This window comes from Streptomyces sp. Da 82-17, from assembly GCF_046098215.1.
Lineage (GTDB): Bacteria > Actinomycetota > Actinomycetes > Streptomycetales > Streptomycetaceae > Streptomyces.
Window position 1 is genome coordinate 69,916 of the sequence record NZ_JBJURH010000031.1, and the last position, 13,669, is coordinate 83,584.

The 13,669-nt window shown below is 67.9% G+C and carries 14 protein-coding genes and 1 pseudogene; 9 read left to right on the forward strand and 6 right to left on the reverse strand.

What is annotated here, in order from left to right; genetic code table 11:
• Nucleotides 1-183 precede the first annotated feature (183 nt).
• The 5 genes and pseudogenes from ACIDOF_RS35220 to ACIDOF_RS35240 form a co-directional block, all read right to left on the reverse strand.
• Complete coding sequence (locus ACIDOF_RS35220) at nt 184-306, reverse strand: hypothetical protein (protein ID WP_409010309.1); 123 nt, start codon at nt 304-306, stop codon at nt 184-186.
• Nucleotides 303-836 carry a hypothetical protein gene (locus tag ACIDOF_RS35225; protein ID WP_409010310.1) on the reverse strand — a complete coding sequence of 178 codons (534 nt, stop codon included), beginning with the start codon at nt 834-836 and terminating at the stop codon, nt 303-305. The genes ACIDOF_RS35220 and ACIDOF_RS35225 overlap by 4 nt, the downstream gene beginning before the upstream one ends.
• Before the next feature lie 85 nt (nt 837-921).
• On the reverse strand, nt 922-1,326 hold the full coding sequence (locus tag ACIDOF_RS35230) for a nuclear transport factor 2 family protein (protein ID WP_409010322.1): 405 nt from the start codon (nt 1,324-1,326) through the stop codon (nt 922-924).
• Nucleotides 1,327-1,382: 56 nt separating this feature from the next.
• Complete coding sequence (locus tag ACIDOF_RS35235) at nt 1,383-1,811, reverse strand: hypothetical protein (RefSeq protein ID WP_409010324.1); 429 nt, start codon at nt 1,809-1,811, stop codon at nt 1,383-1,385.
• 211 nt (nt 1,812-2,022) lie between these two features.
• Nucleotides 2,023-2,265, reverse strand: a pseudogene (locus tag ACIDOF_RS35240) (hypothetical protein); the annotation flags it as partial.
• A gap of 323 nt (nt 2,266-2,588) precedes the next feature.
• Here ACIDOF_RS35240 and ACIDOF_RS35245 point away from each other — a divergent pair.
• From ACIDOF_RS35245 to ACIDOF_RS35260, 4 genes are all read left to right on the forward strand, one after another.
• The gene (locus ACIDOF_RS35245; RefSeq protein WP_409010311.1) at nt 2,589-3,380 is read left to right on the forward strand and encodes an alpha/beta hydrolase; all 792 of its coding nucleotides are present in this window, start codon (nt 2,589-2,591) and stop codon (nt 3,378-3,380) included.
• A 533-nt stretch (nt 3,381-3,913) separates the two neighbouring features.
• Nucleotides 3,914-5,038 (forward strand): tyrosine-type recombinase/integrase, encoded by a 1,125-nt coding sequence (locus ACIDOF_RS35250; RefSeq protein WP_409010312.1) that lies wholly within the window; start codon nt 3,914-3,916, stop codon nt 5,036-5,038.
• Between the two features lie 562 nt (nt 5,039-5,600).
• Complete coding sequence (locus ACIDOF_RS35255; RefSeq protein WP_409010313.1) at nt 5,601-6,488, forward strand: hypothetical protein; 888 nt, start codon at nt 5,601-5,603, stop codon at nt 6,486-6,488.
• A 289-nt stretch (nt 6,489-6,777) separates the two neighbouring features.
• A complete protein-coding gene (locus ACIDOF_RS35260) occupies nt 6,778-7,887 on the forward strand; it encodes a hypothetical protein (protein WP_409010314.1) in 1,110 nt (369 codons plus the stop codon).
• Between the two features lie 25 nt (nt 7,888-7,912).
• Here ACIDOF_RS35260 and ACIDOF_RS35265 read toward each other — a convergent pair whose 3' ends face one another.
• Nucleotides 7,913-8,659, reverse strand: coding sequence for a DNA-methyltransferase (locus ACIDOF_RS35265; RefSeq protein WP_409010315.1), 747 nt, complete (start codon nt 8,657-8,659; stop codon nt 7,913-7,915).
• A gap of 577 nt (nt 8,660-9,236) precedes the next feature.
• On the opposite strand from ACIDOF_RS35265, the gene ACIDOF_RS35270 reads away from it, so the two are divergent.
• From ACIDOF_RS35270 to ACIDOF_RS35290, 5 genes are all read left to right on the forward strand, one after another.
• Nucleotides 9,237-10,325: a C40 family peptidase gene (locus ACIDOF_RS35270; protein WP_409010323.1), complete on the forward strand. Its 1,089-nt coding sequence runs from the start codon at nt 9,237-9,239 to the stop codon at nt 10,323-10,325.
• 86 nt (nt 10,326-10,411) lie between these two features.
• Nucleotides 10,412-10,720, forward strand: a complete 309-nt coding sequence (locus tag ACIDOF_RS35275) for a DUF6112 family protein (RefSeq protein WP_409010316.1) — start codon at nt 10,412-10,414, stop codon at nt 10,718-10,720.
• Nucleotides 10,720-11,397, forward strand: a complete 678-nt coding sequence (locus tag ACIDOF_RS35280; RefSeq protein ID WP_409010317.1) for a hypothetical protein — start codon at nt 10,720-10,722, stop codon at nt 11,395-11,397. The genes ACIDOF_RS35275 and ACIDOF_RS35280 overlap by 1 nt, the downstream gene beginning before the upstream one ends.
• A gap of 54 nt (nt 11,398-11,451) precedes the next feature.
• Nucleotides 11,452-12,804 carry an ATP-binding protein gene (locus ACIDOF_RS35285; protein WP_409010318.1) on the forward strand — a complete coding sequence of 451 codons (1,353 nt, stop codon included), beginning with the start codon at nt 11,452-11,454 and terminating at the stop codon, nt 12,802-12,804.
• Between the two features lie 79 nt (nt 12,805-12,883).
• A partial coding sequence (locus ACIDOF_RS35290) for an SCO6880 family protein (RefSeq protein ID WP_409010319.1) occupies nt 12,884-13,669 on the forward strand: 786 nt, incomplete at its 3' end.

Consider the following 13,669-nt stretch of genomic DNA (forward strand, 5'->3'; position numbering starts at 1 on the left):
CTCCCCTCTCTCCAGCTTGGTCCGTGTCCGCCCCGGCCGCAGGTCAGGGTCGTTCGGCCGCGGCCCAACTCCCTGGTCCGGCCGGGATGTCACCGACCGCGCGTGGCGAACGGACGACGCGGGCCGGTTCGGAAGGGGCTCGCGGGCCCTGGACCGGCGGGCAGGCCTGCGCGCGGGGCCCACTCAGCGGCAGCGCAGGGCGAGGGGCAGTGCCGCCCGTACGAGCAGATCAGGCCGTACGGACCGTACGAGCAGAACGGGCCGTTCGGGCCGTTCGGGCCGTTCGGGCCGTAAGGCGGCCGTCACCGGATCTCGCCCTCCAGCACGTCGCCGCGCCACGCCGCCAGCCGCTCTTCCAGGGGCCCGTGTCCGTCAAGGACCCGGCGGGCGAACGCGTCCCGCTCCCGGGCCAGGACCGCCGCCTCCCATACGCACGGGGCGAGCCCGGAGCGTCCGGGCCGGAGTCGGGCCGCGTCACCCGCAGGGCCGGTGAAGACGGCGAGGTCGGACATGTAGCCCTCGATCCAGGTGTGCACGAGGACGTAGTCGCCGTCGCCTCCGGCGTGGACGAGCAGCACCGCAAGCCCCAGGGAGCCGCGCAGGGACGCGGACGCCAGATGCGCCTCGGCGACCTGCAGCGCGGCCCTCAGGTCCTTGTCCGTGACGCACCGCCCCGGGGCCTCGATGGCGTACGGCTTCACCAGATGCCCGGCGACCGTCCGCGCGCCCAACGGCCGTACCGCGCGGGCGTGGTGGCCGTCGGCGAGCGCGAGCAGCGCGTCCCGGTCGAAGGCGGGCAGGGACGGGCTGCGGTCGAGCTCTCCAAGATCGGTCATCCGGCCATGATGCACATGACCGCACCCGCACGACAGGGCACAACTGGACTACGGCAGGCCGCAGTTGACGCCTGGGACGTGCCGCTCAGCCGGGTTCGGCCGCGGTGAGGTGCGTGAGGACGCAGCGCCATGCGCCGTCGCGGCGCACGAACACGTCCGTCGCCCATTCGTCGGCGTCGAAGCGCCGCCCGCGGTAGTGCGCCGTGTTCGTCGTACGCCCGGTCACCACGGCGGTGTCCCCGGCCTCGCCGTAGATCCGGACGCGAGGCGTGTCGGCACTGCGCATCGCGGAGTGGGTCAGGCCCCCGGAGCGGATGTGGCCGAGGAACTCCTCCCGCGTACCGACGCCCCTGCCGGAGACGATCACCCAGTCGTCCGTCATGAACGAGCCGATCCGGTCCGGGTCGTCGGACACGATGGCCTCCGCCCACTCCCGCCCCAGCGCGATCAGTCGATCAGCCGTGGCCGCCCGGTCGCTCGTATCTCGCATATCGCTCATGCCGGCACGCTACGGCGTCCCACGCGCCGAGCAGCGCTGTACGACAGCTATACGACACCGGCGCCGGGCGTCGGCTGTGCAGCGCCGAGAGCCGCATCGTGCGCGCGTGCGACCTGGCGGGCTGTCCCGGAATCCACCCTGCGCAGCACGAACAACCCGGCCAAGGACAGCACGCTCGGCCCGGCCAGCATCGCGGACAGCCACGGCAGACCGTTGATCCCGACGATCACGGAAGCCGTGAGCATCGCGACGACGATCAGGAAGCCACCGACGAGTCCGCTGAGGTAGAGAAGGTGACTTCTGCGGTCCTCCGCCCCTTGCGCCTCCAGTCGCGCTTGGAGCATCCGCATCTCATGTCGCCTGGCCAGCTCCGGCTCGAGAGCCTGCAAGGCCGCTTTCAGATGCTCGGGCGGAAGCTCCGCCCATTGCAGGGCGATGTCCAGGCCAGTCGGTTCGCCCGGCGTCCGATCCGTCATCGCGGGCCTCCACCTCCTCCGCCCGGCCCGGGCCCCTGTCCGCTGAGCGCTTCCGCGGGAGGGGCCCCAGCTCACGAAAGAGCCGTTCGAGGCCCTGCCAAAGTGCCCGTGACGCTGCGGGGGCGTCCTCGTGGCCGCTGACGTCCGCCAGCTCGGCCGGGACCGCCGTCCCGCCGGCTCCCTCGGGGGGCTTCCTCGCCGCATTCCCCGGTGGCCTGGCGGCACTGACCTGCAGCATCACCCCCTCCTCCAGCAGCCGGTTGAGGGTGCGCAGGACGCTCTTCCACTGAGCGGTCGGAATCCGATCGGCTTCGAAGGCCCGACGCACGTCATCCCCGGCGACCCACCCCTCGGCCCTCCCCCGCTGGAGGAGCGCCGTCAGCGCCGGGGACCGAGCGATCTCCGGTGGGAGCGCCGCCGACAGTGCTTCGTCACCAGTTCTGCGCTGGGTCACCCGGCCACCATCTCCTTCTTCGTGCAGAGATCCGCCTTCGGAGGTCCAACTCCCATCGTACTGCGGCGAGTTGGCGCAGACACCGAGTCCGGGAGGCGCCGGCGATGCGTAGTGTTCGCCGGCCTAGGCCTTGGGCGACCGTGGGGAAAACCGTTGGCGGACGAGGAGCGCCCCCTGCTACGTTCCGGGAGGCCGTGCGAGAGATCGAGGAGGTGGTACCCGTGAACGCAGTATCGACATGGGTGCTCCCCTCTGGGGTCACGGTCGGGCGGTAGGTCGTCGCCCGGGAGCGCCGTTCCAGTGCACTCCCGAAAGGCACGACCATGCATGTCACTTCCGAGCGGCGCCTCGACGACGGCGTACGCGAACGCACCTTCACCCTCGACGACGCCCCCGGCGTCCCCCGTACGCCCGGCATCCCCGGCATCCTCTGGACGCCCGCATCGGCAGCGGCTTCCGCACCGGCGCCGCTGATCCTGCAGAGCCCTCCGCCCCTCGGGCTGCGCACGGCGTACCCCCGGCTCGCGGCCCGGGCCCGGCACGCCGCGGAGGACGGTTTCGCCTCGGCCACCCTCGAACTCCCCGGCAGCGGCGACCGGCCCCGCATCCCCGCCACCGAGCAGGCCGTCGCCGACCTGCGCCAGGCCCTGGAGGCAGGCCGTCCGGTCAGCGACGAGATCGTCGACGCGCTCGTCCTCCCCCTGGTCGACAGGGCCGTCCCCGAATGGCAGGCCGCCCTGGACGCCCTCCTGACGCTGCCCGAGATCGGCGGCCCGGTCGGCTACTCGGGCGGCGTGATCTCCATCGGGACGCGGCTGGCGGTCGTCGAGCCGCGGATCTCGGCGGCCGTCCTGTTCGCCGGAAGTTTCGTCCCCCGCGCCATCTTCGAGGAGGCCCGCCAGGTCACCATTCCGCTGCACGTCCTGCTGCAGTGGGACGACGAGGGCAACGACCGGCAGGCGGCCCTGAACCTGTTCGACGCCTTCGGCTCCGCGGAGAAGACCCTGCACGCCAACATGGGCGGCCACACCGGAGTCCCCCCATTCGCCGCGGACGCCGCCGCCCAGTTCTTCACCCGCCATCTGAGGGCCCGGCCTGCGGTGATGAGGGGGTAGGAGCCAGGCCTCGGCATCGTCGCCGACGCAGCGGTACGAGGAGGCGAGTTGCTCCTAGGCGTACGGCACGAAGCCGCCCTCGTCCCGCTCCAGGAGGGCGAGCCGTTGCGCAGCCGACAGGCGCGGGGCGAGGGTTTCGCAGGTCAGGCGTCTTCTCCAGGTCGAGAGTGCTCTCGACGGAGACCGGGCACCTCGCCGGATCCGGACGTGTCACCGAGGAGAAGGGCGCGGCCGACGTCGGCGCGGATCGTACGCCCAGCCGCCCCAGCCGCCCAGCCCGCGACGCACCGCACAGACCCCCTGCGTCGCCGAGACGACCACCGGATCCGACGCCGAGAACCGTGACCCACGGCCGAACGCGATCGATACTGAGGGCCCACACGCCGAGCCGATCAAACCGTTGCGAGCCAACACCGTCGGAGGTTCCCGTGAAGATGCTGATCAACTTCGCGTAGTTTGGCGCGGCCGCAGGTCAGGGCCATGCTGTGCGCTGCTCGGTCAGCGTTCTCCCAGCATGAGTCAGGAGCTGCACCTTGGCGACCAACCTCATCCGTGGGATGGGCAGTCACTTCAAGACCTGCGCTTGCAAGCGGCCCGGCCAATGTCCCCACCTCTACACCATCCGCTTCCGAGACGCCATTGGACGCCAGCGCGAAGAGAGCGGATACCGCACTCAGGACGACGCCCTGGATCGCCTCACGGAGCTCTACCAGGAGAAGCGCTCCACGCCGGGCCAACTCGCGGAGGCCAAAAGGAAACTGGGTCAACAGCGACTCGGCGAGTACGCGTCCACGTGGCTGGGCCGCCAGCGGCACTTCGCGCCGAGCAGCGTACGAACGGCGACGCAGCTCCTCGATGCCCAGATCCTTCCGGTCCTCGGATCGCGGCGGATCGGAACGTTCACTCCCACCGTCGTCGACGACTTCATCATGTCCATGGAGGAGCGCAAGGTCGGCCTCGCGGCCCAGCAGAACGCCTTCGACACCCTGAAGAAGATCCTCCTCGACGCCCACCGTCGTGGGGGCATCATCGAGAACCCACTGGAAGGCGTGATCCCTCCGGAGTACATCCCCCGCCAGATCACGATCCCCACGCTGGAGGAGATTCACGCGCTCAAGGCTGTGGCATCGGACGCGCTGCGGCTCGTGATCGACGTGATGTACGGCTGCGGGCTACGCAACGGCGAGGCCTACGCAGTGAGCAGCCAGCGGATCGTCGCGGACGACGTCTATCGAGTGACCGAGCAGATTGACGGGAAGGAACGCGTGCCGGCACGTCTCAAGCACCGGAAGCCGGGCCAGTTCCGAGAGACTCCACTACCCGAGGCCGTTCGTGAATCCATACTCCGCTACGAGGCCAAGCACGGCGCGGGTGTAAACGGCCATCTTCTCCGCACGCAGCGCAGCGCGTACTGGGCGCACACAACCCTCGACTATCAGTGGGCAGCCGCGAAGAAGCGGGCTGGAATCGACCGGAAGCTCAACCCCTACTCCCTGCGGCACTTCTTCGCTTCCAACTGCCTGAACCTCGGCATCCCCGTCACCGACGTCGCCGAATGGATGGGGCACAAGAACATCAACATGACGTTTCGCATCTACCGACATCTGATGCCGGCATCGATGGGGCGGGCGGCGCGCCTCCTAGACGCCGCGCTCTGAGCCAGGAGGTGAAGCGCGAGGGGCCGGGCAAACTGCCCGGCCCCTCAGCCGATCTTCTGCTGGCGAGCCCAACGTTCGAGGTCCTCGACCTTGAACTTCAACTTTCCGCCGAAGTAGTACCGCGGTATCCCGTGCCTACGAGACTCTTCGGTACATCCAGCGCTGCGTCATGTCGAGGTATGCGGCCGCTTCAGCGATGCCGATGTACATCCGGTCCATGTGCGTCTCCTGTTGGCGTCCCGTCGGACGTTATGCAGGATTTCCGGCCCACCAAAGCTCTAGGAAGCCGACAGCTCCATCCCCCGGCCCGATCAGTTCAGCGTGGGCCCCACTGAACCGCACACGATCGGCATCAAGTTGTGCCACCTGAGGGTAAAGGGGCCGACACGCCGCCCCGGTCTCACGATGCTCTGGTAGAGCTGGCTTAGATTCACACCACGGCCTGGAGGCGGGCCGGTGGCCTTAGATCCCGGAGAACGTGCCCGCAGGGTGAGATGCCCGGCCTCTCTCAAGATGACCTTCGTCTTCGGCAGTTGCTCTCAGACAAGCGCTGCAGTCCGGGATGCAGCAGCGAAGCGAGGCCAACATGCCGCACACCCGCGACAAGGCGTCCATCCGAACCGGCTGGGAAGCCCTCGGACTGCCCTCATCAGTCTTCCGGCGCATGTGCCACCAAGGGGAGATCGCCCTCGACAACAGCAGCCCCAGCCAACAGCGTTTCCAGGCGCTGCTGTTCGACTGCTTGTGCAGCTCAGGTCGCGAGCACCCGTGGGACCGCATGACTGGGAGGAGCTTCCGCGACCTGCTCTGCTACTTCAGCTGGGTAGCTCCTCAACCGGACCGTCTCCTCATCCGGACGAACACCGCCGACAGGATCGCCAGCTACCTGCTGCCCTACACCCGCGTCTTCAGTGACGGCTCCCACGAGCACTCGGGCATCCCCGGCATGCGCGTCGAGAACTTCAGCGCGCGCACCATTCACCTGCGACACCTGCCTACCGGAGGAGCCCTCGACCTCCAGGACAGAACGCGGTCGAGAGATTCGAGGGACATGCGTGAGGGGCTGCGCTGGGAACTACATGTCAGGGCAAAGAGCGAATCCGAAGACAGGAGAAGTCCTGCCCATCTGCAGCCGGAGCCCAGCCTTGCCGAGGCCGCTGCGCGCAAACACTGGTCCCACGAGACCTCCACGTTCCTGCGTAGCGCTCTGATGGTGCGGTCGAACCTATGGTTCCGCGAGCAGGGGGCCTTCCTCGGACGTCCGCGCCGCAGCAACGCGAGCCACTGCCTTCGGTGGTGCCACGGACCTTCATGTGAGGAGGTCGGACGCCTTCTGACTGCGGGTCCTCTACGCATTCCCGGTGCCTCGTTCGTCCCACCCACGCACGACGGCGACGTCGGGATCCTGTTCCGTGAATCCGCAGCCCTCGAGCTCTACACGCCCGGCTAGTTCTCCCTGGAGCAGCCCAGAGCAGGGGTATCGGCAGTATCCAGACCGCGGCGCGGCACACGCCATCCGATCGGGTGTGGTTCCGGTCACGTGCTGGCCGCGCCGGCGGGGAGTCAGCTACATTCCCTCGACAGGGCCAAGCGAGGCCCGACCGGCATCGGACCTCCCCGACGGGTGCGGTGTGGATGAGCCAACTCGGCTGGCATCGCTGTTCACAACAGGGCATGAGCTTGGGAGCGCCAGCCGCGCATCCTGGGTCGGGACAGGAATGTGTGGCGGAGAGTCTCCAATGAAGCCCACCCTCCTCGAACGTCGCGCCCAGAAGTTGCACTTGGCCACGGGCATCCCCTGGGCCCAAGCTCTGAAGCGGTCACGGGAACTCGTGCCCTCGGCACCCCTAATTCCGAACGCTCAGCCCAGTCAGGCAGTACTGGAAAGCTGCCTCCTGAACGGCATCGCCTGGCCCCAGAGCGACCCCCGAAACCCCTGGGGCATCCGCTTCCTCGAGCCCAGGCCCGACAGCCTCATCGTGACCTTCGAGGAACAGCAACGCGGCGCTCACGACGGGTCTCTGACACAGGATCTGATTCAAGCCGTCATCCCTCGGTTCGACGAGTACGGCGAGGTACACGGAATCCCTGGAGCTCGCGTCACGGTTCACGGCGAGGGTGTCCTAATTCGCCGCATCGGCAAACCCGGATCCGTCATCATCCGTGGGGTTTCTGCCGAGGACTGGACCGCCGCACTGGCAGTGCAACAAGAAGCGAACGACAAACACGGCATGACCTATTGCCACGATCTCAGTCCGCACGAGTGGCACCGCACCGAACTGCCCTATCGCGAGCCCAGGGAGGACACCACATCGGGCCGGCATCATCGCAAGATGGTCACGTCAGCGTGGCTGGCCAGTGGGCTCCTGCGCCGTGCACCCCTGCTGCGCACAATCGGCGTGCCGCTGAGCACAACCGCGTGGACCAATCCAGCACGCAACGGCGGCTGCTCCTGGATCATCGAGTACATCCATGAGCCGCGGGTCCAAGAACCGCTGCACCACCACGGTTTCATCAACCTGCTAACTGACCCAGAGTGCGGTCTGCCGATCACCACGACCGCCCTCCGCTGTCACTGCCACTGGCTTCCGGAGAGCTACTCGGTGTGCTGGTTCGACGCTCGTGGCGTGAATGGCCGACTGGGGACCCTGCAGGTCCGATTCAGCCGGCGCAGTGGCGACAAATTGGAGGACTACGCGGATGAACCGGAGGATTACCACGCCAGGCGTAAGCTCTATCGCCAAATTCCGAGCCACCTGATGTGGCGCTCCACAACAAGGACCGCGGGCACATCACGTGGTGGCGGTTGCCCTGCGGACGCATACAACCGCCGCCACGCATCGTCGTAGCCTGCCTGGGCAGCGCCTCTGCAGCTCACCTCTCTGGTCCAGCGAGCACGAAGTTCTCCCTGTTCAGGGCACTCATCAATCGCTTCTTAGCTGTTGCCGCGTAGTGTTCGGACAGTTCAACGCCGATGAAATTGCGTCCTTCGAGAAGGGCTGCAACGCCGGTCGTGCCGCTGCCTGCGAACGGGTCCAGGACGGTGCCTCCTTCCGGGCAAACCTTCACGAGCTGGCGCATCACCTCGACGGGCTTCTGGGTGATATGGACCCGGCCCTTGCGGGGCTGAGAGGCAATGTAGTGCCCCGGGAGATAGAGGTCGCGCGTTCGATCGAGGGTTCCCTTGACGCCCCAGACAATGAACTCCGAGTCCTGCTTCGGTCCGCCCTTACGGGGGCGTGGGGCCGGTTTGATCCACGGCAGGATTCCGTTCCAGGTCCAGCCGGCCATCTGTAGTGCGTCCGTGGTGGTGGGGGCTTGGCGGTAGTCGCTGAAGACCATGGCGATGGCGTGCTCGCGGCTGGCGCGGTAGGACTCCGTGAGGAGTTCGGTCAGCCACCTCAAGTAGGAACGCTGGTCCCGGTTTTCGCCGGGAAAGTCGGCCAGGTCGTGGGCGGCGTCTCCGCTGGTGTACTTGGCGCGCGCGGTTCGGGACGTGCGCTCGCTGCTGGTACGACCCCCACTGTTGTACGGAGGATCGGTGATGACTGCATCGACGCTCTCGGCGGCGAGGCCTGCGAGGACGGTCAGCGCGTCCCCTTGGTGGAGGGTGTACGCCATTGAGGGTTCTCCATTCCGAACAGCCTTGTGCGGTACGCGATCAGGCTGAGGCTTCGATGACCGTGCACCTGGCCTGAGGATTCAGATACGACGGTCATCGCCACCTGGGTGGGCAATGGGCGGGAGGTTAACGGGAGAGTTCGGCCGCACCCAATGTCGACCGCGCCTAGAACCACGCCTCAACCTCCTCTTGATTCACCTCGTTTGGCGTGGCTGGATTCCCTCTCTACTGTCTCGGCGTGTTCGGACGGCGCTCCTCCGTCTAACATCCGGGAGGGCACTCATGTGGCGCGTGAGATTAGTAGTGCGGCTGGCTGCCGCCTTTGAGTAAGTCGCTTTCAGGGGTCGCAAGTTGAGCTCTTGCGACCCCTAGATTCCTGCGCCCGATCCGTGTTGCAGGAATTCTTCACCAGCACGGCTTCGGAATCCTTCGGCGAGAGCGTGGATGCCGTGCTGCTACAGGTAAGGAGCAGCTGATGCTGCATTCCCCGAATCAACCCGCTCTGGAGGCGGAATTCGGGTACCTGCGATCGAGCTTCGGGTCGCGAAGGTGAAGGCCATCACGGGTATAGCCGCCGTGACACTCGCCCCCGTGTTCCTGATCTCGTCCGCGGTCGTCGTCCTGGCAGGCACGAACGGTGCTGAGGCCGCTTGCGCCCGTGGCGGCGACGGCCAACGGGTTGACGCCTCAGCCGTTGCGCGCCAAGTGCGCTCAGTCCTCGAGGGGCGCGAGAAGGGTCGTGATTCAGTTCCCGGGCTGGATGCGCCGAAGGCGCAGGTCTCGAACGCAGAGAAGATCCTGGCCACCGGCGTCGCCATGATGGTTCCTGCGCGCGGGCAGGTGGTGGCTCTGGCAACGGCGTTGCAGGAGTCGGGACTTCGGAACCTCGCTCACGGTGATCGCGATTCACTGGGGCTCTTCCAACAGCGCCCGAGCCAGGGCTGGGGGTCGGCGGACCAGGTACGTGACCCGGTATACGCCTCGAGGAAGTTCTACGAGCGGCTGCTCCAGGTACCAGGTTGGGAGTCGATGACCGTGACGCAGGCAGCTCAGGCCGTCCAGCAGAGCGGGTTCCCTGATGCGTACGCCAAGTGGGAGCCGTTGGCCGGCGCACTTCAGAGGTCCTTGGCCAGCTCGCTCTCCGAAGAGGAGGGCCGGGAGGAACAGCTACCGGTCGGCCCGCTCGCCGAGTGCGGTCCGGGCGCGGACGGAGCCTCGTACGGCCCCATCCCAGACGGGTCCGTGCCCAAGGCGTACAAGATCCCGGCTAGCGCCCCCAAGTCCGTTCGCAAGGTGATCCGTTGGGGGCTCAGTCAGCTCGGTACGCCGTATCAGTGGGGCGGTCGCTGCACGGATCCGCGCGGTCAGGATCCGATGGGCAGGTGCGACTGCTCCTCGCTGATGCAGGCGATGTTCAAGGCCGGGGGTGTGTCGCTGTCGCGGACCACGTACACCCAGGTCAAGGAGGGCAAGGCCGTCAGCGTCGACGCCCTGAAGCCGGGCGATCTGCTCTTCACCCGCGGCACTGCTCAAGCCCCGGAACACGTAGGGATGTTCATCGGTGACGGCTTGATCCTGCATGCGCCGAGGACCGGTGACGTGGTCAAGATCTCGACCCTCGCGGAATGGCGACCGGACATCCTCGCCACTCGCCGCGTCGTCTGACCTCGCTCTTCCCCCCCTTCCATTTCTCCTCTCGCCTCCCCCTTCCTGCTGGGCTTTCGCGCGCCCACTTTCGTACTGGAGTTCCATTGAAGTTCATCGAGCATGTCCAGTTCCTCGCGTACAACCCTGGTGTCACCCCGAACGAGGGTGGGCTGCCCGGCCTTGATGTCTTGAAGAGGGTGATGGGCAGCATCAACCTGTTCGGGATCATCGCCACTGTCGGCGCGCTGGCCATATCCGCGCTTGTGTGGGCCTGGGGGCATCACAGCGGCGGTCACCAGGCCGAGGCGAACGGCAAGAAGGGCACGGTCGTTGCCGCTGGGTGTGCGCTATTGCTCGGCGCGGCCAACGGGATCGTGGCGTTCTTCTCGGCGATGGGCACGCAGGTTCACTGATGTCGAGGAAACGCTTCGCGAGGGTTGGCCTGGCGGGCTCGTCGGTTCTGCGGCGGTCGGTGATCGGCGGCATCGTGCTCGCCCTGCTGCTGGCGGTCGCCGGTGTGACTGCGTACGCCACCCGTACCGAGCCCGCAGCCCAGCCCAGCAGCTCGCCGGCCACATCCCCGGATGGGCAGCCCTCCCCCGTACCCAGCCCGGGCAAGACGACCGCGTCGGCTGTGGACGCTCCGCCGAGGACGACCGATCCGGTCGTGTTCGCCAGGGCCGCGACCAAGGCCCTGTGGTCGTACGACACCCGCTCCAGGACGCAGTCCGAGCATCTCGCAGGCCTCAAGCGGTGGATGACCCGCGAGAAGAAGTACGCAGACTGGAAGTCAGTGACGCAGCAGGTGCCGAGCCCGGTGTTGTGGTCGCGGATGCACGACAACGGCCAGCGGGCGAAGGCGAAGGTCAACGAGGGGCACTTCCCGCAGGCGTTCAAGAGGGCCCTGTCCGAGGACCCGGGTGCGATCGCCCAGGCGTACGTCTACGCCGTCACGGTCAGCGGCAAGCAGTCCATCGCCTGGAAGGGCTCCGGCGCTGGGGCCGAGGCGCGTTCCACGACGCTCGCTGTTCAGTGCCGGCCGGGTCGCAGCTGTGCGCTCGTCGGGGTCCTGCCGAGCGTGGCGCCGTGACCGCCCTTACCCCTGAACGGAGGTTCCCTCATGGGGGCTTGTGATCTTCCTCTGATGGACTCGGTCTGCGGGGCCGTTGACGGCGTGGTCGGCGCGACCGGCGAGGCTGTAACCGACGGGATCGGCGCCTGGATCGCCAAGTCGATGGGAGAGCTGGCGCAGAGCGCCGTCGACTTGGCCACGAAGGCGGTCGACATGACCACGGCGATCGACCTCAACGCCCAGTGGTTCCGCAGCAATTATGAGTTGCTGTTGCCGATCGGGCTCATCCTGACCGTGGGTACGTTCTGTCTGCAGCTCACGCGTGCTGCGTGGCGCCGGGACGAGCGTGCGCTCGGTCAGGCGGTGAGCGGCGCGGTTGCGGGCGTGTTCTTCGCGTTCGCGGCCATCGCGTGTACGACCGTCGCGATCGCGGTGGTGGACGCGGTGAGTGCCGGGTTGTTCAAGGCGGCCAACAGCTCGGTGGACGACGCCATCCGGCGCATCATGAAGGTCAGCCAGCTCGGGGCCTTGTTCCCCATGGGCTGGGCGATCCCGTCGTTGGTCGCGCTCGGCTGTGCGATCGGAGCGTTCCTGTACTGGGCGGTGATGGTCGCCCGGAAGGTCGGCATCCTCGTCCTCGTCTCGCTGGCCGTGTTCGCGGGCGCGGGCGGGGGCTGGGAGGTTGCGCGGCGTTGGCGGCGCGGCTGGATCGAGGCTACCGCCACCTTGATCGTCTCCAAGCTGCTGATGACGATCGTGTTCCTGCTCGGCGTTTCCGCGATGGGCAAGACCGAGACGAGCGACGGGATCGGTGCGCTGTCGGATGCGATGGCGGGCATCGTCGTCATGGTCCTGGTGATGCTCTGCCCGTACGCGACGTACAAGTTCGTGCACTGGGCGGCCGACGGCGGTGGGCACGATGACCTGCACCGCACCGGTGTTGCCGGTATCGGTGTGTCGGTGGGCGCGGCCAAGACCGCGGGCCAACTCGCCCTGCAGGCCAAGGGCATGCGCGCCCCGCAGGGGCCGGCCAAGGTGCCGGGTCAGGGCTCGGGCGGTGTTGCTTCCGGGATCGATCCGACCGGTAGTACGGGGACGGGTACGGGCGGGAGTTCGGCTCCGCAGCGGACGCACTTTCGCTTCGGTGAGAACCCCAGCGGCACCGGCGACAAGGGCAAGGCGCTGATCCGGCGCCCTCCGACCGATGGCGATCGCGGTGTGCCGCTCATCCGACGCCCTGGGCAGGGCGCTGCCTCGGACTCCGCGCCCGTCAGTACCGGGGCACCACCTCAAGGTGCCGCGGTCTCCGCTCCCCGGATCGCCCGGCAGGACCCGCCGGCACCCCGCCGCAGCGGCCCACCACCGCAAGGCGGCACAACGCCGCAGCGGTGGATCTACCCCTCAGGCGGCGGCTCCAGTTCGTAGTTCCCCATCAGACGGGGTGGGTGGGCCGTGTTCAAGCCCACCCACCCCGTCCCCCATCGCTCCGAAGAACGGCTCCTTCATGTACTCCGACACCACCCAGCCCGAACTCCCGGCCACGGTGAAGTTCCCTCACCGGTCGCGCCGCGGTGTCCTGATCGGGCTATCCGTCCCTCAGTTGACGGTCGTCGCCGCTGGTGGCGTGCTGCTGCTCAGCGTGCTTCTCTCGTACGGCGTCACCGGGGCACTCACGCTCCTTCCCCTGTGGGGGCTACTCCTCGCGGCGGTCTTCAACCGGCATCGAGGGCGCTCCCTCGCCGACTGGGCGCCGATCGTGATCCGCTACGCGCTCCGCCGGTTCACCGGCCAGCTGATCTGGCTCGCCCGCCCCTCGACCCGCCCTCGGCGCGAGGGCCTGCTGCACCTTCCGGGAACGGCTGCCTCCCTGCGCGTGATCAACTCCCCCGACGGCCACATCGGCGCCGTGCACGATCCCCACCACGGCACCCTCACCGCCGTCGTGAAGGTCGCCGCCCGGGCCTTCGCCCTGCTCGACCCGGCCACGCAGAACAGCAACGTCGCTGGCTGGGGCCGCACCCTGGCCGCGCTGGCCCGTACCGGGCACGTCGCCCGCATCCAGGTCCTGGAGCGCACCGTTCCTGACTCCGGCGACGCCCTCAACCGCCACTGGAACGAGCATGGCAGCGCCCAGACCCACCTCGCCGGCCCCATCTACAGCGACCTCCTCGCAGCCGCGGGCCCGGCAGCTGCACCCCACGAGGCGTACGTCGCCCTCGCACTCGATCTCAAAGCCGCCCGCCGCCTCATCAACCAGGCCGGAGGCGGACTGACCGGTGCCTTCACGGTC